The organism is Aliiglaciecola lipolytica E3 (genome assembly GCF_000314975.1).
GTDB classification, from domain to species: domain Bacteria; phylum Pseudomonadota; class Gammaproteobacteria; order Enterobacterales; family Alteromonadaceae; genus Aliiglaciecola; species Aliiglaciecola lipolytica.
This window is the reverse complement of sequence record NZ_BAEN01000035.1, coordinates 166533-188513: the sequence shown is the minus strand read 5'-3', so window position 1 is coordinate 188513 and position 21981 is coordinate 166533. Positions and strand designations below refer to the sequence as shown.

The 21981-nt window shown below is 41.0% G+C and carries 16 protein-coding genes; 13 read left to right on the top strand and 3 right to left on the bottom strand.

Features of this window, described 5'->3' with window-relative positions:
* The first annotated feature begins 40 nt into the window (after positions 1-40).
* The 9 genes from rimO (at position 41) to GLIP_RS07925 (ending at position 13259) form a co-directional block, all read left to right on the top strand.
* Complete coding sequence (gene rimO, locus GLIP_RS07965) at positions 41-1447, top strand: 30S ribosomal protein S12 methylthiotransferase RimO (protein WP_008844096.1); 1407 nt, start codon at positions 41-43, stop codon at positions 1445-1447.
* A 472-nt stretch (positions 1448-1919) separates the two neighbouring features.
* The gene (locus tag GLIP_RS07960) at positions 1920-3548 is read left to right on the top strand and encodes a TldD/PmbA family protein (protein WP_008844095.1); all 1629 of its coding nucleotides are present in this window, start codon (positions 1920-1922) and stop codon (positions 3546-3548) included.
* 32 nt (positions 3549-3580) lie between these two features.
* Positions 3581-4915: a TldD/PmbA family protein gene (locus GLIP_RS07955; RefSeq protein WP_008844094.1), complete on the top strand. Its 1335-nt coding sequence runs from the start codon at positions 3581-3583 to the stop codon at positions 4913-4915.
* Between the two features lie 135 nt (positions 4916-5050).
* A complete protein-coding gene (locus tag GLIP_RS07950) occupies positions 5051-5683 on the top strand; it encodes a DUF4159 domain-containing protein (protein WP_226992198.1) in 633 nt (210 codons plus the stop codon).
* A 42-nt stretch (positions 5684-5725) separates the two neighbouring features.
* The gene (locus GLIP_RS07945) at positions 5726-6739 is read left to right on the top strand and encodes an AAA family ATPase (RefSeq protein WP_008844092.1); all 1014 of its coding nucleotides are present in this window, start codon (positions 5726-5728) and stop codon (positions 6737-6739) included.
* A 10-nt stretch (positions 6740-6749) separates the two neighbouring features.
* Positions 6750-7655 carry a DUF58 domain-containing protein gene (locus GLIP_RS07940; protein ID WP_008844091.1) on the top strand — a complete coding sequence of 302 codons (906 nt, stop codon included), beginning with the start codon at positions 6750-6752 and terminating at the stop codon, positions 7653-7655.
* A gap of 43 nt (positions 7656-7698) precedes the next feature.
* A complete protein-coding gene (locus GLIP_RS07935; RefSeq protein ID WP_040522333.1) occupies positions 7699-8874 on the top strand; it encodes a BatA domain-containing protein in 1176 nt (391 codons plus the stop codon).
* Positions 8875-11271 carry a hypothetical protein gene (locus GLIP_RS07930; RefSeq protein ID WP_008844088.1) on the top strand — a complete coding sequence of 799 codons (2397 nt, stop codon included), beginning with the start codon at positions 8875-8877 and terminating at the stop codon, positions 11269-11271.
* Positions 11271-13259: a hypothetical protein gene (locus tag GLIP_RS07925; RefSeq protein WP_008844087.1), complete on the top strand. Its 1989-nt coding sequence runs from the start codon at positions 11271-11273 to the stop codon at positions 13257-13259. Before GLIP_RS07930 ends, GLIP_RS07925 begins: the two co-directional genes overlap by 1 nt.
* Positions 13260-13269: 10 nt before the next feature.
* Here GLIP_RS07925 and rmuC read toward each other — a convergent pair whose 3' ends face one another.
* Complete coding sequence (rmuC, locus tag GLIP_RS07920; protein ID WP_008844086.1) at positions 13270-14748, bottom strand: DNA recombination protein RmuC; 1479 nt, start codon at positions 14746-14748, stop codon at positions 13270-13272.
* Between the two features lie 97 nt (positions 14749-14845).
* A complete protein-coding gene (locus GLIP_RS07915; RefSeq protein WP_008844085.1) occupies positions 14846-16378 on the bottom strand; it encodes a fumarate hydratase in 1533 nt (510 codons plus the stop codon).
* 126 nt (positions 16379-16504) lie between these two features.
* Between GLIP_RS07915 and pabB the strand changes: the two genes are divergently transcribed.
* The 3 genes from pabB to GLIP_RS07900 all read left to right on the top strand — a co-directional run bounded on the left by pabB (position 16505) and on the right by GLIP_RS07900 (position 20039).
* Positions 16505-17926, top strand: coding sequence for an aminodeoxychorismate synthase component I (pabB, locus tag GLIP_RS07910; RefSeq protein WP_008844084.1), 1422 nt, complete (start codon positions 16505-16507; stop codon positions 17924-17926).
* Positions 17923-18510 carry a CoA pyrophosphatase gene (locus tag GLIP_RS07905; RefSeq protein WP_008844083.1) on the top strand — a complete coding sequence of 196 codons (588 nt, stop codon included), beginning with the start codon at positions 17923-17925 and terminating at the stop codon, positions 18508-18510. The genes pabB and GLIP_RS07905 overlap by 4 nt, the downstream gene beginning before the upstream one ends.
* Before the next feature lie 155 nt (positions 18511-18665).
* Complete coding sequence (locus tag GLIP_RS07900) at positions 18666-20039, top strand: L-serine ammonia-lyase (protein WP_008844082.1); 1374 nt, start codon at positions 18666-18668, stop codon at positions 20037-20039.
* 41 nt (positions 20040-20080) lie between these two features.
* On the opposite strand, the gene cysB is transcribed toward GLIP_RS07900, so the two are convergent.
* The gene (gene cysB, locus GLIP_RS07895) at positions 20081-21055 is read right to left on the bottom strand and encodes an HTH-type transcriptional regulator CysB (protein ID WP_008844081.1); all 975 of its coding nucleotides are present in this window, start codon (positions 21053-21055) and stop codon (positions 20081-20083) included.
* A 182-nt stretch (positions 21056-21237) separates the two neighbouring features.
* Between cysB and GLIP_RS07890 the strand changes: the two genes are divergently transcribed.
* The gene (locus tag GLIP_RS07890) at positions 21238-21939 is read left to right on the top strand and encodes a sensor histidine kinase (RefSeq protein ID WP_040522330.1); all 702 of its coding nucleotides are present in this window, start codon (positions 21238-21240) and stop codon (positions 21937-21939) included.
* Positions 21940-21981: the final 42 nt, after the last annotated feature.

The window sequence follows — 21981 nt, the reverse complement described above, 5'->3', positions numbered from 1 at the left end:
TGCGCTTTAACATTACCCTGTTAAAGCCACAAGGCAGCACATGAGCGTAGAAATCTTTAATCCCAATAAAACCACCACTTTAGAAACGCCAGTTAAGGTGCTTGAATCAAACTCCACGAACAGCTCCAAAATTGGATCGCGAATTGGATTTGTCAGCCTTGGATGTCCTAAAAATCTAGTCGACTCTGAACGTATTTTGACCCAATTACGCACCGAAGGATACGACGTAGTACCTACATACAATGACGCGGAGTTAGTTATCGTCAACACCTGTGGTTTTATCGACTCCGCTGTACAGGAATCTCTCGATACGATCGGTGAAGCTTTAGCTGAAAATGGTAAAGTCATTGTAACCGGTTGTTTGGGTATAAAAGAAGATGAGATCCGCGAAGTACACCCAAATGTTTTGGCAATAACCGGGCCTCATGCATATGAAAGTGTGGTTGAACAAGTGCACGAACACTTACCTAAACCGCAACATGACCCATTTTTACAGCTTGTTCCTGATCACGGCATCAAGTTAACCCCTAAACATTATGCATATTTAAAGATATCTGAAGGTTGCAATCACAGATGTACTTTTTGCATCATTCCATCCATGCGCGGCGATTTAGTTAGTCGTCCGGTGGGAGAAGTGTTAGATGAAGCTACCCGTTTAAAAAACGCAGGAGTAAAAGAACTGTTGGTCATTTCCCAGGACACCAGTGCCTACGGTGTAGATGTTAAATATCAAACCGGATTTTGGGATGGTATGCCAGTAAAAACCGATATGCTTGGCCTGTGTAAAAAATTAGCGGAAATGGGGATCTGGGTACGTTTACACTATGTATATCCCTACCCTTCTGTAGACAAAGTGATTCCACTGATGGCGGAAGGAAAAATTCTGCCATATTTAGATATCCCTTTTCAACATGCTAACCCCAGAATATTAAAGCTAATGAAGCGTCCAGCTGCAGCAGAAAAAACGCTCGAACGTATTCAAGCTTGGCGCGCGATTTGTCCTCAACTGATTATTCGTTCCACCTTTATAGTCGGTTTTCCTGGTGAAACCGAGGACGAGTTTCAGCAGTTGTTAGATTTCCTTACAGTCGCTCAATTAGATCGTGTTGGCTGTTTTAAGTACTCAGATGTAGAAGGTGCAAAAGCAAATGATTTACCTGATCCGGTACCTGAATCTGTTAAACAAGAAAGATTTGAACGCTTTATGGCGTTGCAATCAAAAATAAGTGCCGAAAAATTACAGCAAAAGATTGGCTTGGAATATCAAATCCTGATTGATGAAGTCACCAGTGAAGGTGCAGTTGGGCGCTGTTTTGCGGATGCTCCTGAAATTGACGGCCAGGTTTACTTAACCGACGAGTTTGATGTAAATCCAGGCGATTTAATTTGGGGACAAATAATACACGCTGATGAACATGATATGTGGGCTGTGAAAGTAGAAGATTAACAAATTCAGAGCTTGTAACATTCTGTTACTAACAAAATATAGAATTTAGTTTAAGGGCGTATCAACCGCCCTTAATTTTAATCACGTTTCAACTTAAGCTTATTAACTTCACCGCAAGACAACTCTATCTTATTGAAATTTAAATATTTAATTACAACCACCAATTTTTAAACACCCATTCAGTTGAGTTTATCCAAGCCTATCAAATTCAGCGAAGTAACTGATAAGTTTACACTTATAACTAAAAGTGACTTAAAAGCACATTCGGAAATATTGAAACCCCGCGCGAAATAGTTCAAGTTATACCTTGTGTTTTTTCGAATCTACTGACCAAGCAGTAATTAGTTCACCAACGATAAAGTCTGATATGGCCTAAATACATCGGATTTTGGCGAAATTGTGCTTGATTGATAAATATATCGAAATATTAAAATTACAATAAATAACGCACCGACTTCAGAGGAAAATTCAAATGGAAAGACGTGATTTTATTAAGCTGGGTGGCGTTGGTATGGGTTCTTTGATGTTACCAATATCCGGTATTGCCGTATCTGCAGAACAGATGCTAGACAAACCAATGGATGTTGCTTACAAAAAGAAACTTGCTGATATCGCCTTAAATGCAGCTAAAGCAAAAGGTGCCACCTATGCAGATGCAAGGATTGGTCGCTACTTAAATCAGTTTGTTACCACGCGCGAAAAAAACGTAGATAACATTGTGAATACAGAATCAGCGGGCATCGGTGTTCGTGTTATCGCGAATGGCACCTGGGGTTTTGCTTCCACTTCAAATATGACACCTGATAGCGTGGCAAAAGCTGCAGAAAAAGCCGTTGCCGTAGCGCTAGCTAACTCGAAGTTTCAAACGAGTCCAGTGCAATTAGCGCCTGTAAAAGGTACTGGTGAAGTGAGCTGGCAAACACCGATTCAAAAAAATGCCATGGAAGTTCCGATTAAAGAGAAGGCGGAATTATTGCTAGAAGCTAACAATGCAGCAATGAGCAATGGTGCAAATTACATCACTTCAGTGTTATTTCTGGTTAATGAACAAAAGTATTTTGCTTCTACCGAAGGCTCATATATTGATCAAGACATACACCGTCTTTGGGCCCCCTTCTTCGCGACAGCAATTGGCGAGAACGGATTTAAGCAACGTAATGGTTTAGGCAATCCAGTAGGAATGGGATTTGAATACTTAGACGGTCTTGAGAAAGACAAAATCAAAATTAAAGGCGCTAACGTAGGATATAACAATTCTTACGACATCGTTGAAGATGCAGCCGCAGCGGGTAAACAATTGCAAGCGAAGTTAAAAGCAAAATCGGTTGAGCCAGGTAAATATGACCTAGTGCTGGATCCGGCTCACTTGATGCTAACCATTCACGAATCCGTTGGGCATCCTTTAGAACTCGATCGAGTACTAGGTTATGAAGCCAACTTTGCCGGCACCAGTTTTGCCACTTTGGATAAGTGGAAAAGTGGCAAGTTCCAATATGGTTCTGAAATCGTTAATTTATTTGCAGATAAAACCCAACCCTATTCACTAGGCAATGTTGCTTACGATGATGAAGGGGTTAAAACCAAAGAGTGGGATTTGATTAAAGACGGCATATTAGTCAACTATCAAGCTACCCGTGATCAAGTGCATATGATTGACCAAAAAGAGTCTCATGGGTGCTGCTATTCGCAAAGCTGGCGCGATGTGCAATTCCAACGCATGCCTAACGTTTCACTTAAACCCAACAAAAAAGATATTTCTGCTGAAGATGTCATCAAAGATGTTGAAAAAGGTATCTATATCGCTGGGCGAGGTTCTTACTCCATTGATCAACAACGTTATAACTTCCAATTTGGCGGACAACTTTTTTATGAGATTAAAGACGGTGAAATTGTCGATCAAATTGAAGATGTTGCATACCAGTCGAACACTCAACAGTTTTGGAATAGCTGCGTGCAAACGGCAGGAAAATCGGATTATCGATTAGGTGGTTCATTCTTTGACGGAAAGGGTCAACCTTCACAAGCAAGTGCGGTTTCTCACGGTTGTTCAACCACGAGATTCAATGACATAAATGTCATCAACACTGCGCGAAATGTGTAATCAGGTAACGAATTAGAAGGAAGACAAAGATCATGACAATGATTAATCAAGAAACAGCCAAAAAGTTACTATCTAAAGTGATTGCACTTTCTAAAGCCGATGAGTGTGAATGTAATCTTGATGGCAGAACAGCTGGCAACATTCGCTACGCGCGAAATACCGTGTCCACTGCAGGAGAAGAATCCGATGTTGTGTTGGTTGTGCAATCTACGTTTGGTAAAAAGATGGGCGTAGCCACGATCAATGAGTTTGACGATGTTTCATTAGAAAAGGTCGTTAGACGGTCCGAAGAACTGGCTAAACTAGCGCCAGATAACGAAGAGTTAATGCCGGTTTTTGGACCACAAAAGTACTTAGAATCCAGAACTTATGTAGAATCTACAGCTAATGTAACACCAGATGATCGAGCAAACGCGGCGGAAGCCAGTATTGCCCCCTCTAAAAAAGGTAAGCTGGTCGCTTCTGGATTTTTAGAAGAAGAAGTAACGTTCAACGCAATCATGAACAACAAAGGCTTGTTTGCCTATAACACTGCAACGAACGTGGACTTCTCCGTCACCATTCGAACAGAAGATGGTAAAGGCTCAGGTTGGGCAACCCGTAATTATAGCGATTATAAAATGCTAGATACCGGTAAAGCTTCACAAATAGCAATTCAAAAAGCTAAAGGCTCGGTAGATGCTAAAGAAATGGAGCCCGGCAAATACACCGTTATTCTAGAGCCAGCCGCAGGTGTGCAGTTAATTGAAAATATGATTAATAATTTTGATCAACGCAGTGCTGATGAAGGTCGCAGCTTTTTGAGCAAAAAGAAATCAGAGGGTAAAGATGCGCCATTGAATAAACTGGGCGAAAAAATGTTCGATGAACGCGTACATATTTATTCTGATCCATCAAACCCTATTGCACCTGCTGCACCATTTGAACAAAACGGCTTCCCACGTGAAAAGGTCGATTGGATCAAAGACGGTATTGTTAAAAATATGCCGAACACGCCTTATTGGGCCAAACACAGTAAAACAGCCTATATACCAGGCGGCGGCAATATTATTATGGCTGGTGGTAATGAATCATTAGAAGATATGATTAAAAATACGCGTAGAGGTGTATTAGTCACTCGACTTTGGTACATCCGTACGCTAGATCCACAAACACTGTTATATACAGGTCTAACTCGCGACGGTACTTTTTATATTGAAAATGGTGAAATTAAATATCCGATTAAGAACTTCCGTTTTAACGAAAGTCCAATTGTGATGTTAAACAATATTGAAGGTTTAGGTAAACCAGAACGAATCGATGGCAATTTGATCCCGCCAATGAAAATTCGTGACTTTACCTTTAGCAGCCTCTCCGACGCTGTGTAATTATGTGTATTTGCCAGACAGCCAAGCTGTCTGGCTTTTTAATCATTCGAAGTATCTTTTATGGCGCTTAACAGACGTGCTTTTCTGGCGAAATCGGGGTTATTCCTATCTGCTTTGGCGTTGCCAAACACAGGAATGGCGTTGCAGCGGCCCCAATATGACTTTTATTTTACCCGACTTAGTTACGAGTCTGGAGATTGGGAAGTTGACGAAAGAATGCCCGCAAATGTACTTAATTCGTTGATTGAGTACACCAGTTTACGAGTCGATTTAAAAGAACACATTGTACCGCTTTCCGACCCGGCAATGTTATCTGCGCCGTTTTGTTATATGGCAGGACATAGACTCGTACAGTTTAATCTCCAAGAGCGAAAACACTTTAAACAATACGTCGAAAACGGCGGCTTTATATTTGTCGATGATTGTAATCACGATATTGATGGCATGTTTGCACGCACATTTGAAGCCCAAATGGCAGATATTTTTGGGCCTGACGCCCTGCAAAAAATTCCGAATGATCACCCTATCTATTCTTCCTTTTTTGAATTCGATGGTCCACCGCGCACTTCAATCGAACTCAATGGTTATGGTGATGATCTAGTACACAACTACCTCAAAGCTATCGTGATTAATGGCCGAATTGGCGTGTTGTACAGTAATAAAGATTTAGGCTGTGAGTGGGACTATGACTTTCGCAATAAGCGTTGGTTAAAAGTCGATAACACCAAGTTTGCAGTGAATATCGTCGTTTATGCAATGACTGCATAATAAGCTTTAGAACAACGCTTACACGTTAAGGAATAGTACGTTTTGGAAAATCTATCAGAACAACAATTAAAAGACACTCTAAGCGCAATTGCCAAGGTAACTGATGAAGTTGGCAAAGTGATAGTTGGTCAACAACAGGTTATTCGTCAGCTTTTAGTCAGTATATTAGCCGGAGGACATTGTTTGCTTGAAGGAGTACCTGGGCTTGCAAAAACCTTGATGGTCAGTTCCCTAGCAAAAACCTTAGAGCTTGAATTTAATCGCGTACAATTCACACCAGATTTAATGCCAAGTGACATTGTCGGTACTGAAATATTAGAAACGGATCACGATAGTGGAAAACGATTTTTTAAATTTCAAAGAGGTCCGGTCTTTACCAACATTTTGTTAGCTGATGAAATCAATCGTACACCGCCTAAGACCCAAGCGGCTTTATTAGAAGCAATGCAAGAACGCAGTATTAGCTATGCTGGAAGTCAATATCCACTACCAAAGCCATTTTTCGTATTAGCCACCCAAAATCCAGTTGAACAAGCTGGTACCTACCCTTTACCAGAAGCGCAACTGGACCGTTTTTTGATGTTTGTTAGAGTGGGATATCCTAGTGAGCAGGATGAAGTCGAAATTTTACGTCGCACAACCGGCTCAGTAACCACAACGCTAAATGAAGTATTAAAAGGTGACGATATTATACTGCTACAGCAGCTTGTTCGTGATGTAGAAATTTCAGAACCTTTATTACAGTATGTCAGTCGCTTAGCACGTAACACTCGCCCTACAGCTCAAGAGCATAACTGTATTAGCCAAACCGTAGATTCTTATGTGCAATGGGGAGCCGGTCCGCGCGCTGGTCAAGCATTGGTGTTATGTGCAAAAGCCAATGCTTTACTAGATGGTCGATTTGCGATTACGCTAACAGACATAGATGCGATTGCCTATCCAGTCTTACGGCATAGAATACTGCTCAATTTTCAAGCACAAGCACAAAGTATCAGCTCTGATGATGTTATTCGTGCTCTGCTAGAAGATGTGCCTAAGCCTCAAAGTCCACTCTAGGGCTTTCAATATGATCCAGCAATATATTGATCCTCTCACGTTATCACGGGTAAAAGACCTCCCGCTAATAGCAAAGACCGTGGCGCAAGGCTTTTTACATGGCTTACACAATAGCACGCAACGTGGATCTGGCGTTGAGTTTAGCCAGTACCGTGTCTACGAACCCGGTGATGCGCTGGGGAAAATAGACTGGAAACTATTCGCGCGTTCCGATAAATATTTTGTACGTGAAGCTGAAAGAGAAAGTGACATCAACGTATGGCTATTATTAGATACGAGTAACTCAATGTTGCAAGGCGCGAGTAACACCAACAACCAAATGAGTTGGAACAAGTTGGATTATGGCCGCTATTTGCTAGCTACCCTAGCCTATCTTGCTCAACAACAAGGTGATGCTACCGGGATGCTCAGTTTGTCAAATCAGCACATAGATTTTCTGCCCGCTCGCTCAGGGCAACCACACTTGCAAAAAATCTTGCTGCAGCTCGCGAGAATTAAAGCAGGCGGAGAGTTTCCCAGTAGCCACGGCATACAAACACAAATAAATAGCATTGGCGGACATGGTCTGGTATTTGTGGTCAGCGATTTTTATCAAAAAAACCAAGAAATTACACACATGATAAGTAGCTTGGTCAGCCCGAAAACGGATGTTATTGCGGTTCAATTAGAATCAGATGATGAAATAACCTTCCCCTACAAAGGGCAAATTAGATTTGAAGATCTAGAAAGTCAGCAACAACTGCTAGTTTCTGCCAAACGCGCTAAACAACACTATTTACAAAACAGGGCGGAGTTTAATCAACAATTAGATGCGCAAATGGAAAGGCAGAAAGTCCAATTATTACGCGCGAATATTGATAAACCACTTGATCAAACGTTGTTCGATTTCTTAGTCGCACGGAAACAACTGGCTTGAGAATGCAAAACGTTTCAAATACAGCATCGCAAAGGGTGCAAACGTGAATCCGTTGGCTAACTTGAGTGTAGCTTCAAACATCGGGTTGCTAACGTTGTTAGCCTTAGCCATTCCACTTACAATCCATTTGTTCAGCAGAACAAAAGGAAAGTTGATTAAGTTTGCTGACATTTCACTCATTGGCAAGGTACAGCAAAAACCTGTCGCACAACTTTATTTAACTCAACGAAAATTGCTGCTACTTAGACTACTTTTATTGGTTTTGCTGAGCATGATTCTGAGTCAATGTGTATGGCAAGCATCAACCACAAACAGTACTGAAGAATCTGCCACCTTAGTTAGCCCATTATGGATAAAGATGGCCAGCACAGAACAAAAGCGTTCTTTGGCCGATGAACTGAGCAAGTCGTCAGAAGAACAAAATGTTTTTTTGCTAACTGAATCGTATCCTACTTTATCGAGGGAACAACTGCTAAGTCCAACATTTGCAACGAGTTTACAACCGCAAACCACGAATCTCTGGATGCGTGCTCACCATTTTTCATTGCTCAATCCATACATTACCCGAGCCCACATTTATGTGACTAATTCGTTACAGCAGTTCATTGGTTCTAAAATTGCCACTTCAATGATATATGAGTGGCACGTTCTTCCGCAGACACAGCAGAGTTCAACCGAATTGAATGTTGAAATTATCAAGCCGATAAACGTACTTTTGATTTTGGACCAAGATAAACAAGGGGATGAATTGGTATCTGAAAGCAAATGGCGTCATGCTTTATCTATAATTCAACACCAGGTCTCTAACAAACTTGAAATATATGATGTCTCCGCTGCTGAATATTCACAACAGGGCAACTATGACTGGATAATCGACTTAAGCCAACAACACAACATCTCTGAGTTACATTCGCTGGATTCGTTAGTCAAATATGAAGATCTCCCCCACTTTCCTTTATTGTTGGCCGAGAAGTTATTATCAAAACAGCAATTCAATTTAGATTTACAGTTTTTAAAAGTGACTGAAGAGCAACTTATTAATAAAAGTGAAAAGGCCTTACCAAGCCAGTCATCAACACAAAGATCTGCATTTAATACTCATTCCTCGCCGACAAAGTGGCTGTATATTTTATTACTTGTCTGTTTTTGTATTGAGCGAATTTACAGTGAGCGCACTAATTTGAGAAATGCTTCCTTTGCACAAAAGGACGTCAATTAGATGCAAAAAGACGGAACTGACATACTTTTAAACCAACTAGCGGTTCAACTAAAAACGGCTAAAACACGTTTTATATATCACTATATATGGCAAAGTATTCCGCTACTTATTACCCTCAGTGGTTTGGTATTTCTGTTTACTAACAATGTATATTTCACTTGTTTTACCGCGCTGTGTGTCACCATTGTTAGGGTAACTTCACTTTTCGTTTTAAAATTATTAAAACGATTTAATCTAGATAACTATCTACTTTATCTGAATCAACAATTTAGTGAACTGGAACACAGTGCACAGCTACTCTCGCGACACGCTCAATTAAACCCATTGCAGCAACTACAAAAAGACAAAATACAGTCAAAACTACAAACGCTTTTTCAGTATAAATCGCCTAATTTGACCCCCATGTATTCGAATAATCGCAGTATATTGGCAAGTTTGTTAGTGAGTTTAATTATTGTCGGTTTGGTGTTTGTTGACCCAGTTAGCAGATTATCATCGACGTTCGCCAATCATGACGACACGAGTACTACAAAACCTGATGCTAAAACGGCGATAATTTGGCAAGAAACTACCATCACGCCACCTAGCTACACGGGATTGGCAAGTCAAACCCAAAACAATTTGGATTTAGCTACGATAGCTAATTCAAAAATAACCTGGCAATTTAAGTTTAATCATTCAGCGGGTGATAAATATATTCACATATCAACGTCACAGGCCGTAAACACAGCTGAAGACGTTGCTATCGACGCTAAAAATAAAGGCATAAAATTAGAAAAGCGACAAGACGGTGTGTTTTCAATCACACACACCTTTTTACATTCCAGCGTATATTATATTCGTGATGACAACGGTCTAATTGGTGGTGTGCATAGTGTGATGATAACTCAAGATATTGCACCCAAAATTAGAATATTGACGCCAAAACAAACCATCAGTACCTTTGCAAAGTCATCTTCCCCTGTGCTTGAAGCAGAGGTTCACATCAGTGATGATTTTGGCATTTCCAATGTTGATATATTGGCGTCTGTGGCGAAAGGTTCAGGTGAAGCGGTAAAATTTAGAGATCAGGTGTTTAGTTTCGATGAGGTTGAAATGGACAACTCAAGTAACAAAACATCTGGCGTACATAAAAAAACGTGGAATCTAATTGAGCTTGGCATGGAGCCCGGTGATGAACTGTATTTCACCATCCGCGCCCAAGACAATAAATTACCCATTAACCAAACCGCACGCTCCGAGACCAAGATAATTAAATGGTTGGAAGATGAACAAGATTTGCTAATGAGCGAGGGAATGTTAATTGATTTCATACCAGAATATTTTAAAAGCCAACGGCAAATAATTATTGAAACTCAACAACTTATTGCTGACACCTCGTTTTTAAGCGAAGAGCAATTTACTCTCACGTCAAGATCACTCGGTCATGCCCAAAGTGACTTGAAGACAAAGTATGGGCAGTATTTAGGCGATGAATTTGATGATGGTAGCGGTAATCATGGCGGTGATTCAGACGCTGGCGTACCAGAAGTTCATGTCAAAGATGGCGACCATAACGACGATTTAGATAAACATGATGACACGCCACAGCGTGCCTTAGGTTCACACGAAAATAATCAGGCTAACTCGCACGTTGCGGATCGTGCTTCTCCCCACACCGACGACCATCATGATCCACATCATGCAGACAATGATAGCGGACACGATGATAAGTCTGGTTATCAACAAGCCATCGAAACCTTCGGCCACAATCATGCCGATACCGATGTGGGTGTTATGGGGACACAAAGTCCAAAAGCACTAATGAAACAAGCTATCGCCCATATGTGGGAGGCCGAGCTATATTTACAATTAAGTGATCCTATAAAAGCACTACCCTATGAAGAGCTCGCTCTAAAATACTTAAACCAAGCAAAAAAAGCCGAGCGTATCTATGTTAAAAGGCTAGGATTTGAACCCCCACCGGTTACCGAATCACGTCGATATCAAGGGGACTTAAGTGACATTTTAACTTATGAACAACAGCAAACGGTTCCCAAAAATGATCAAGAAATAGAAAATATCAGGTTGTTGCTTTCTCGATTAAACAATCTCAGCCAGCCAGTTACCAATGCCGATAACGAATTGCTGGAAAGTATAAAACAGCAGTTTAACCGAGAAGCGGCGTCTCGGCCTGCACTCATGGTTTTTAACGCGACGATTGAACGGATTCAACTCAGTAAGAGTTTTGAATTAGCTGACTGTCAGGCATGTATACCAGAACTACAAAGCGAATTATGGCGACAACTTCCTGCTCCTGTAGCAGAGCCTAATCTACCCCAACAGAAGTATCGTGGTAATAATCCAATTATGCAGCGTTATGCAGATTTTCTAAATCAACAAACGAGGCCGCAATAGTGAGTGTCGAGTTGTTTAGTCAGGTTCATATCAACTTTTTACCTGGGTTCCCCGTTTGGGTCAGCTATTTTGGATTAATTTTATTAATCCTCACCTTTGGCTACTGTTTACCGCTTATATTTAAGCGAGTTAGCAAACAAGGTGCTTTTCGGAAATGGCTAGTCGTCATCCTAAATTTAGTTTTATTCGTGAATGTAATAGCGCTATTGAGTGACATTCAAGTTAAGCGAACACATGTTTCTTCAGCCACACTAATTACCGTGGGTGCTGATCTAGCCTTAGTAGAGAAACAACTTACTGAACATGATTCTAAGCTACACTCCACGTTTGTACTTGCAAATTCTGACCTGATTAATTCTGCCAATGAGAGTACTATCGAAAACAACTGGCAGGTTATACATCAACCTGAACAATTATTGTTCGCTAAACCACAATTACAACAACTCACCGTCATCGGCGATGGATTAAGCGAGCAACAATGGAATGCGCTACAAGCCCTTAGCCAAGAACAAAGTCGCGTTCCTTTAGAAATACACTTTGCACCTTCTACTCTGCGCAGCGGGCCAATTGAAATGCGCTGGATCAAACGTCTTGTCATCGGCGAATATCAAAAGATATCTGGCAAACTACGTATTGCCAATGTGGATGACACAGCATCTTTACGTAAACAAATTTATCAAGTGTCACTTTTGCAACCTGACGGCGAAATACTCGAAACAAAAAATCTAAGAGATGGTGAAGCATTCCAGTTTTCATTTCCAGTAAGTGTTCGTGGGCAATGGCTTTACACTTTAACCGTGACAAATACAGGAACATCTGCGCCAGAGATGAGTGAAAATATTGCCTTTAGCGTTGAGCAAAATACACCACCCAACATACTTATTGTGCAGTCAGCTCCATCATTTGAAACCAAACACTTTAAAAACTGGGCCAGTCAATTCAATACAAAATTAACTAGTCAAACCCAAATTAGCCAAAACAAATACATTACTCAATATCTGAATACTTCAAAAAAAGAGTCAGAAGAACAAGGCTTAGATTCCTTATCTTCCTATGATCTTTTATTAATCGATGGCCGCGCATTATTAGGATTGTCAGAGGAATATCGAAACGCAATATCCAGAGCAATAAATGCTGGATTAGGCATATTGATAATTGCCGATCAGTCATTAATAACGGATAACCAAAATCATCAGTTCACCATACTATCAAACATCGAAATTTCAACAGAAGCAAATGATAGCAATACAATAAGTAACTTATTACGCTGGTCACAAATACAGACAGCACAACCGATAAGTTATTTAAACGCGAATTTAACCAGTAAACACCCTCGATTGAAAAACTATCAAGCACTGGTAACGGATACTCAAAATAAACCTGTTGTACTGAACCAAAATGTTGGTCTTGGCAATGTAGCCATTTCACTTGTTAATAACAGTTACCAATGGCAACTCTCGGGAGAAGAACAAACTTACAGTCAATATTGGCAGTATTTGATAGGGCAAATAAGCCGCCCTTCTTCTGAGGTGAATTGGTTGCCAATCGATGAGGAAGAAGTAGCGTATGTTAATGATCCATTGAGGATATGTGCATTAGGCAACAACAATGTACATAGTGCCTATTATCAGGGCCCGATTAACTCAAGTACGGAAAATCTAAAGCGAACACTTTTGCTTGCTCCTTCGTCACCAATTACTGAAAAACAATGCAGCGTTATCTGGCCAGAATCGCAAGGCTGGTATACACGTTCTCTCAACCCTGCCGACGCCAATCAGACGATTGTCAGTCAGTCTAGTTTTTATGTGTATTCCAAACAACAATGGTCTAGCTGGCAACAATCCGGTAAACATGCAGCAAGTCAACGTCAAGTTCAACAAAGCACAGCGGCAATTCCCAAGGAATACTTAGAATACGTATCTAAGTATCCATTTTGGTGGATGTTTATTGTGGTGGTGACACTATTGTGGATAGAAAGAAAGTATTAAACGCCAATTCTTAAGTTTCATCGTCTTCAATTTGGTCTTCCGCCTGTTCTACCAATTCTTGCTTAAGACGCTTATTGGTTTGCACACCTAAATGACGGAACTGTTCAATCTGACGGACAAGATTTCCCTTTCCTGACACCAGCTTATTGGACGCGGCATCCACATGTTTTTGTACGCTTTCAACAGACTTGCTAATTTTCTCCATGTCGTCGACAAATCCATGAAACTTGTCATAGAGCTTACCGGCCTGCGTGGCAATTTTTTGGGCGTTCTGATTTTGATATTCGTACTGCCAAATATTATTGATGGTTCGCAGAGCCACTAGCAGATTGGTGGGACTAACTAACATGATATTATTATCTAATGCCAATTTAACCAATTCTGGCGCTTGATCGATGGCCACCAGAAAAGCCGATTCAATGGGAATAAACATCAGCACATAATCTAATGTGCGAATACCTTTTAAATCTTGATAATCCTTTTTACCCAATTCTCTAATATGATTTCGAATTGAATTGGTATGTGCTTGAATAAATTGCTTTTTGGCTACTTCATCATCTTGGCAGTTAAAGTAACGCTCGTAATCTGCCAAAGACACTTTTGAGTCAATAACGATATCTTTATCATTTGGCAAATGGACTACAACATCTGGCTGATATTGTTTTCCTGATTCATTTTTCAGGCTAACTTGAGTATCAAATTCATGCCCTTCACGCAATCCTGACTCGGTCAAAATCCTCTCTAAAACAACTTCTCCCCAATTACCTTGCTGTTTATTATCCCCTTTCAACGCTTTTGTCAGCGCAGCGGCGTCTTGCGTGATTTGCTGATTAAGCTCTTTAAGGCCTAAAATTTCTGTTTTAAGGGAAGCTCGTTCTTGGCCTTCTTTGACGTATTGATCGGTTACTTGACGCTTAAAACCTTCTATTTGTTCTTTAAGTGGCGATAGTAATGCATCTAAACCGGCTTTACTGGACTGGGTGAATTTTTCTTGTTTTTGTTCGAATATTTTATTCGCTAAATTTTCAAATTGTTCTTGTAAGCGCTTTTCTGCACTGGCGAGTAATGCAAGCTTGTCTTCTAGAGAAATGCGTTCTTGGTTAAAACTAGCGGCTTGCGATTCCAATTGTGAGTAATACTGATTCGCCTTTTCTGTGGCCTGTCGGGCGTTGTTCTGCCAAGTTTCTAATTGTGATGATAGTTGTGTAATTTGCAGATTCTTTTGTTCTAGTTCCCCAAATTTACGTTGCGCAACAAGTTGTTCCTGGTGTGCAGCTTCCAATCGTTCCTGTAATTTTACCAGTTCATCATGTTGCTGCAGTATCTGATTTTCAAGTTGGCTACGATGCATTTCATGCTGTACGTCTAGTTGTTTTTTTTCTTCTGCATGCTTTTGGCGACCAATAGCGCTGGCCAAAAGTACACCGATAAGCAAACTCACAACAGCGGTAGCAATTAACAGTAAAATGGTAGTTTGATCTAAATTCATAGGATGAGGTTCTAATTATTTTTTGAATAGATTTAAGATGAAATAGCGACGAGACAAGTAAAGTGCACCTTTTTAGAGGTGCACTCTTTACGCTACTTTAAGATGTTTCTAGCTTTTTATTCAAATCTTCAATTTTTACTTTCCAAATAGCAGGACCCGTTTGGTGGGCGTTAGCTCCTGTGCTATCCACCGCAACTGTCACTGGCATATCTTCAACATCAAACTCATAAATAGCTTCCATGCCTAAATCTTCGAAAGCTACGACTCGCGATTTTTTAATGGCTTTAGAAACAAGATACGCAGCACCACCCACAGCCATTAGATACACAGCTTTGTGTTTCGCGATACTATCGACTGTTGCAGGCCCACGTTCGGCCTTACCAATCATGCCTATCAAACCGGTTTTTTCCAGCATCATGTCGGTAAACTTATCCATACGCGTTGCCGTTGTTGGTCCAGCAGGTCCAACTGCCTCATCACCAACCGCATCGACAGGCCCTACGTAATAAATAAAGCGGTTAGTCAAATCAACGCCTTCAGGTAATCCTTCGCCATTGTCTAACATAGTTTGAATTCGTTTATGGGCAGCATCACGACCGGTCAACATTTTGCCAGACAACAGAACCGTCTCGCCTACTTTCCAATCCAATATATCTTCTTTGGTCACTGTATCTAAATTTACTCGGCGGGTGTTTTCACCCACTTCCCAAGTAATATCAGGCCAATCTTCAAGCTTTGGTGGTGTTAGCTCAGCAGGACCACTTCCGTCTAAGTGGAAATGCGCATGACGAGTGGCTGCACAGTTAGGGATCATGGCAATAGGTTTCGAAGCTGCATGGGTTGGAACCGACTTAATCTTTATATCTACCACGGTAGTTAAACCACCTAGTCCCTGCGCGCCAATTCCCAAATCATTGACTTTTTTAAATATATCAAGACGCAATTTTTCTTCGGTCGTTTGCGCTCCGCGCTCCATAAGCTCTTGAATATCTACCGGGTCCATCAAACTTTCTTTGGCTAAAACAGCTGCTTTTTCAGCGGTTCCACCTATGCCTATACCTAGCATGCCAGGTGGACACCACCCTGCTCCCATAGTGGGTAACGTTTTAACTACCCAATCTGCTATATCATCACTGGGGTTAAGCATAACCATTTTAGATTTATTTTCAGAACCGCCCCCTTTGGCCGCAATCATTACTTCAATACCTTCACCCGGAACCATATCGATATGCACAACTGCCGGTGTATTGTCTTTGGTATTTTTGCGTGCGCCGGCTGGGTCTGAAACGATAGAGGCTCTCAAAGGGTTATCAGGATTAAGATATGCTCTGCGCGTTCCTTCATCAACCATTTGCTGGACAGTCATATCGGTCTTATCCCACTGCACGCCCATTCCAACCTTTACAAAACAGGTTACGATTCCCGTATCTTGGCAAAGAGGACGTTTACCTTCTGCCGACATACGTGAATTTATCAATATTTGCGCCATTGCATCTTTGGCTGCCTGGCTTTGCTCTTTGTGGTAGGCCGCTTCAACTGCTTTTACGTAGTCTAATGGGTGATAATAAGAAATGAACTGCAATGCATCTTCAATGCTATCAATTAAATCTTGCTGACGTATGACTGCCATAGGTGCCTCTAAATCAATTATAGGGAAGTTTTTTGTGTCGTTAGATATCTAGCAATATGATACCCTCTTGGGAACAATTGCTCCATCGCAAAACACGTATAATTTAAATTTGTTGGTAATATTTTCATGCAACATCGCGCTTGTAAAAGCCCTCGTATTCAAACACTTGCTATTCCATCGACAACGGACATAACAGAATTGTTTGCGCACTTTTGCCAAACAAAATGGGCTATTTTGCTCGATTCAGCCAATAGCCAACACACAAATGCACGTTTCGATATATTTGTCGCGAACCCACTGGCAACGATTAGTGCTAAACACACAACCTGTGAAATCACATACCATAATGATAAACAGTCAACCGAAATCGTCGTCGGTCAACCCATTGATGTGTTGCGCAATTTACTCAACACAACACTACCGAATACCAGTTCAAGTGAACACAACAATGAGTATGAACTCCCCTTTACTTGCGGTGCAGTCGGTTATTTTGGCTATGACTTAGGACGATGTTATGAAACCTTACCTAGTCACGCATTAGATAACTACATAACGCCTGACATGGCCGTTGGCATCTACGCCTGGAGTGTCATAAAGGATAATCAATCAGGTGTATTTTATTTGGCCGATTTACCTGACTCTGGCGCGCCCAGCAAAGCGCAAATAGAAGCGTTGATAAGTGCGACTCGCCCCACTGAAAATGATAGCTCATTTAAGCTAACTACTCCTTGGCAGGCAAACATGTCAAAACCTGCATATCTTGAAAAGTTGCAACGCATACTCGACTACTTACGTAGTGGAGACTGCTACCAAGTCAACTTAGCACAACGATTTAGCGCCCAATATACAGGAGCAGATTGGCAGGCGTATTTACGTTTACGGCACGCAAATCAAGCACCATTTTCAGCTTATATCCAACTAGGCAATAGTAGTATTTTAAGTATTTCACCAGAACGATTCTTGTCAGTGAAAGATAAGCAGGTACAAAGCCAACCAATCAAAGGCACTCGACCGCGAGATCCAGACACGCGTGTCGATCAACAAAATATTCAAGATTTATTGCATTCAGAAAAAGATCGCGCAGAGAACCTCATGATTGTGGATTTACTGCGCAATGACCTCAGTAAATCTTGTCAGGATCATTCTATTCGCGTACCAACCCTGTTTGCGATCGAAACCTTCGAAGCAGTACACCATCTGGTTAGCACAGTATGTGGCGAATTAACCCCAGAAAATGACAGTTTACATCTGTTAGCAGGGGCCTTTCCGGGGGGCTCTATTACTGGCGCACCAAAAATACGTGCAATGGAAATAATAGATGAGTTAGAGCCTGATAGACGCAATATTTATTGCGGCAGTATCGGCTATATAGACAGAAGCGGTAACATGGATACTAGCATTTGTATCCGCACTCTATTGTGTGAAGACAACAATATTTATTGCTGGGCAGGCGGCGGCATCGTTTTAGATTCAAATCCACAGGATGAATATCAGGAAAGTTTAGATAAAGTATCTAAAATACTGCCTATATTGGAATCTGAAGTATGAACAAACAAGAATTTATACGACGATTTCAACACCCAAGAAGAGTATTGCCTGAAGCCGACTTTCCCCTCGTTGGGCCGGGAAAACCTGCCGCTGTTTTAATTCCAATTATTGAACGCGCTGACGCATTAACTGTTCTGTTTACCCAGCGCGCGCTGCATCTAAAAAATCATCCTGGACAAGTCAGCTTCCCCGGTGGAAAACAAGAAAAAAGCGATACCGATTTGGCACATACCGCCCTTCGCGAAACCCAAGAAGAAATCGGCATAGCAGCAGATAAAATAACCCTTCTGGGTAACTTGCCCAAATTTCGTACCGTCAGCCGGTTTGAAGTTACGCCGTTTGTTAGTTTAGTCCAACCCGAATTCAAATTAATATTAGATCGCAATGAAGTGGATAACGTGTTTGAAGTGCCATTGGTGCATCTGTTAGACAAAAATAATCACCTAATCCATTGGGTAAAACGCAATGGAAAAAGACATCCAATTTATTTTATTAGTTGGCAAGAAAAAACCATTTGGGGGGCAACAGCGTCTTTTATTCGCCTATTGTCCAATCACATCAATTCACCGCTTTCAGAACGTTAAACTCAAGCCTCTTTCACGCCTGTAATACTCGCTGTATAAGTTTTGTTTACATAGTCATTAACAATTATCGTCTATAATTAGGCTGCAAATACTTGCCCCTTTGACTAAGTATCAGCATAGTAATATGCAATCTAATTAAGCTAGGAAATACTCTAATGATCAGCGTTTTTGACATGTTCAGCATTGGCATAGGACCTTCGAGTTCTCATACCGTTGGCCCTATGCGAGCAGCAAGTGCATTCTGCCAGCAGCTCATATCAGACAATCAATTGACTGATGTTGATCAAGTATGTGTTGAATTATTTGGTTCTTTGGGTCAAACCGGTAAAGGTCACGGCACAGGTAAAGCTGTTATCTTGGGACTGCTAGGGCATGATCCTGAAACGGTTGATGTAACCAAAGTGAATGGTTGGTTGTCGGAAATCGAAAATACCCAACGGCTCACATTAAACGGCGAACATGAGGTCAAATTCCCGCGCGAAGGGGCAATCGTGTTCCATCGCCGTAAAACCCTACCCCTACATTCCAACGGTATGACATTGCATGCTTACAAAAATAAGCAAATCTTATTGAGTCAAACTTATTATTCTATTGGCGGCGGCTTTATCGTTAAACAAGAGGATTTTCAGTCTGTAAAGAACATGTCTCTCGAAAAAGAGCAAAAGCCTCTGCCATACCCGTTTGCCAGCTCATTAGAACTTATCCAACAATGCAAAGAACATGGCCTGTCGATCAGTTCACTGATGCTTGAAAATGAATCCACTGTACAACCTAAAGCAGACGTAATCGATAAGCTTTGGAATATATGGCAAGTGATGTTGGAATCAGTTAACAATGGCATTCATACAGAAGGTATTCTACCGGGCGGTCTTAAAGTAACCAGACGTGCCCCTGCCCTATATCGTCGTCTTGAAACAGAACAAACAGCTGATCCTATGCAAGCTATGGATTGGGTTAACCTTTTTGCACTGGCCGTCAACGAAGAAAACGCCGCAGGTGGCAGAGTCGTAACAGCGCCGACAAATGGAGCGGCGGGCATCATTCCTGCCGTGCTTTGTTATTTCGATAAATTTGTTAGAAAAGTAGAAAAAGCAACCGCCGCGCGATATTTACTCACCGCTTCAGCAATTGGCATACTGTATAAAAAGAACGCGTCCATATCTGGAGCAGAAGTCGGCTGCCAAGGAGAAGTTGGCGTAGCCTGTTCAATGGCAGCTGGTGCGTTAACAGAAATCATAGGAGGTTCTGTTGATGCAGTAGAAAATGCTGCTGAAATAGGAATGGAGCATAATCTAGGTCTGACTTGCGATCCGGTAGGTGGATTGGTTCAAGTACCTTGTATCGAGCGCAATGCAATGGGTGCAATCAAAGCCATTAACGCGTCTAGATTGGCATTAAGAGGAACCGGACAACACAAGGTGTCGCTCGACAAAGTCATTAAAACTATGTGGGACACGGGCAATGATATGAAATCTAAATATAAAGAAACCGCGCGCGGCGGTTTAGCTGTCAATATTATCGAGTGTTAATTAAGCAAAACTAAACACCCTCAAACGTAAATGTTACCCGTTTATTTAACGGGTAACGTTAAACCTTTGAACATTTTTTCAACTTCATCATTATTTTTCAGCATCATCGCTTTTTCTACCACATCTTTGGTTAAATGCGGGGCAAAACGTTCGATAAACTCATACATGTAGCTACGTAAAAATGAGCCCTTTCTGAAGCCTATTTTGGTCGTGCTATATTCAAACAAATGGCTTGCATCTATTTTAACCAGATCACCGTCTAATTTATCATCCACCGCCATTGATGCGATAACACCGATGCCCACTCCCAATCTGACATACGTTTTAATCACATCAGCATCTGTAGCAGTAAAAACAATCTTAGGCTCAAGACCTGCGCGATCAAACGCCTGATCCAGCTCAGAACGTCCTGTAAAGCCAAAAACATAGGTGACCAATGAATATTCAGCAATATCTTGAATAGTTATAGAGGTTTTCTTCGCTAACGGATGGTCGCGGTTAACAATAATACTGCGATTCCAATGATAACAAGGCAACATCACTAAATCGTTGTACAAATGCAACGCTTCTGTGGCGATTGCAAAGTCTGCTTCGCCTTTTGCCGCCAAATCACTTATCTGCGATGGGGTCCCTTGATGCATGTGCAACGATACTTTTTTATATTTGCCCATAAAACCTTTGATTACATCAGGCAACGCATATCGCGCTTGGGTATGAGTTGTGGCAATGTTGAGCTTTCCCTGATCGGGTAAGGTATGCTCTCTAGCTACCGCCTTGATACTTTCAACTTTAGCCAAGATCTCACGAGATATGTTGATGACGTCCTGTCCAGCATCAGTAACATGAGTTAAATGTTTGCCACTTCTTCCAAAAATTTGAACACCCAACTCATCTTCAAGCATGCGTACTTGCTTACTGATTCCAGGTTGTGAGGTATATAGATTTTCTGCTGTTGCAGAAACATTCAGATTATTATTTAGGACTTCGACAATGTATCTTAGCTGCTGTAATTTCATTTTTATTAACCAAATACCTTTAGACGTATATGCTTATATTCAAAATATATATACCTAAGGTTACATTAATTCCATAAAATTTTAATAAAAATCTGCTTTTTTATTCCATTTTTTTGCAAAATTTTTGGTAAATACCCCTTAGTTCATGGATACTTGATATTTTGTAGCATCGTTTAAAGAGTATTAATGTGTCAGTAAAAGAGCAGCAATTAATAGACTTTTCTACCGTACTAGCGGCTGCAGTACACGATATGAAAAGTTCACTCAACCTGTTACAGCAATCAATCGATGGTCTTAATTCCTGCGTCACTGCAGATAATCAACCTGCCCAACAGTTTCTGTCAACTGCTCACTACGAATCATCCCGATTAAATACAGGATTAGTGCAACTTTTATCATTATATAGGGCGGAAATGGAAAATCTGCCGATAAATGAAGATGAATGTTTTATTGATGATTTACTCGATAATATTTTTATCACCCATGAGCAATATTTAGGTCATAAAAATATGACTATCGAAATAGAGCAGACTGAGGATTTGGTTCGTTATTTAGATCAAGATTTAATCACGCTTTTGCTCAACGATATTTTGGTAAATGCAATGCGCTATGGCAGTCATAAGTTGCGAATTTCAGCGTTTGAAGAAGATGACTGGCTAGTCATTAAAGTGGAAGATGACGGTGAAGGATATCCAAACAAGATGTTGGCCAGCAACAATGTAGACATGCAGGATATGAAGTTAAGTAATGGAAGAACTGGCTTAGGTTTGTTTTTCGCCAGACTCATTGCTTCAGCGCATCGTCGAGGAGATAGAAAAGGTGAAATTATGCTATCCAATGGTGGTAATCTTGGTGGCAGTGTATTCACTTTAAAATTGCCTTAATTATTTATTAGTTATTTAAACGTCAGTTGTTACAGGATTTAT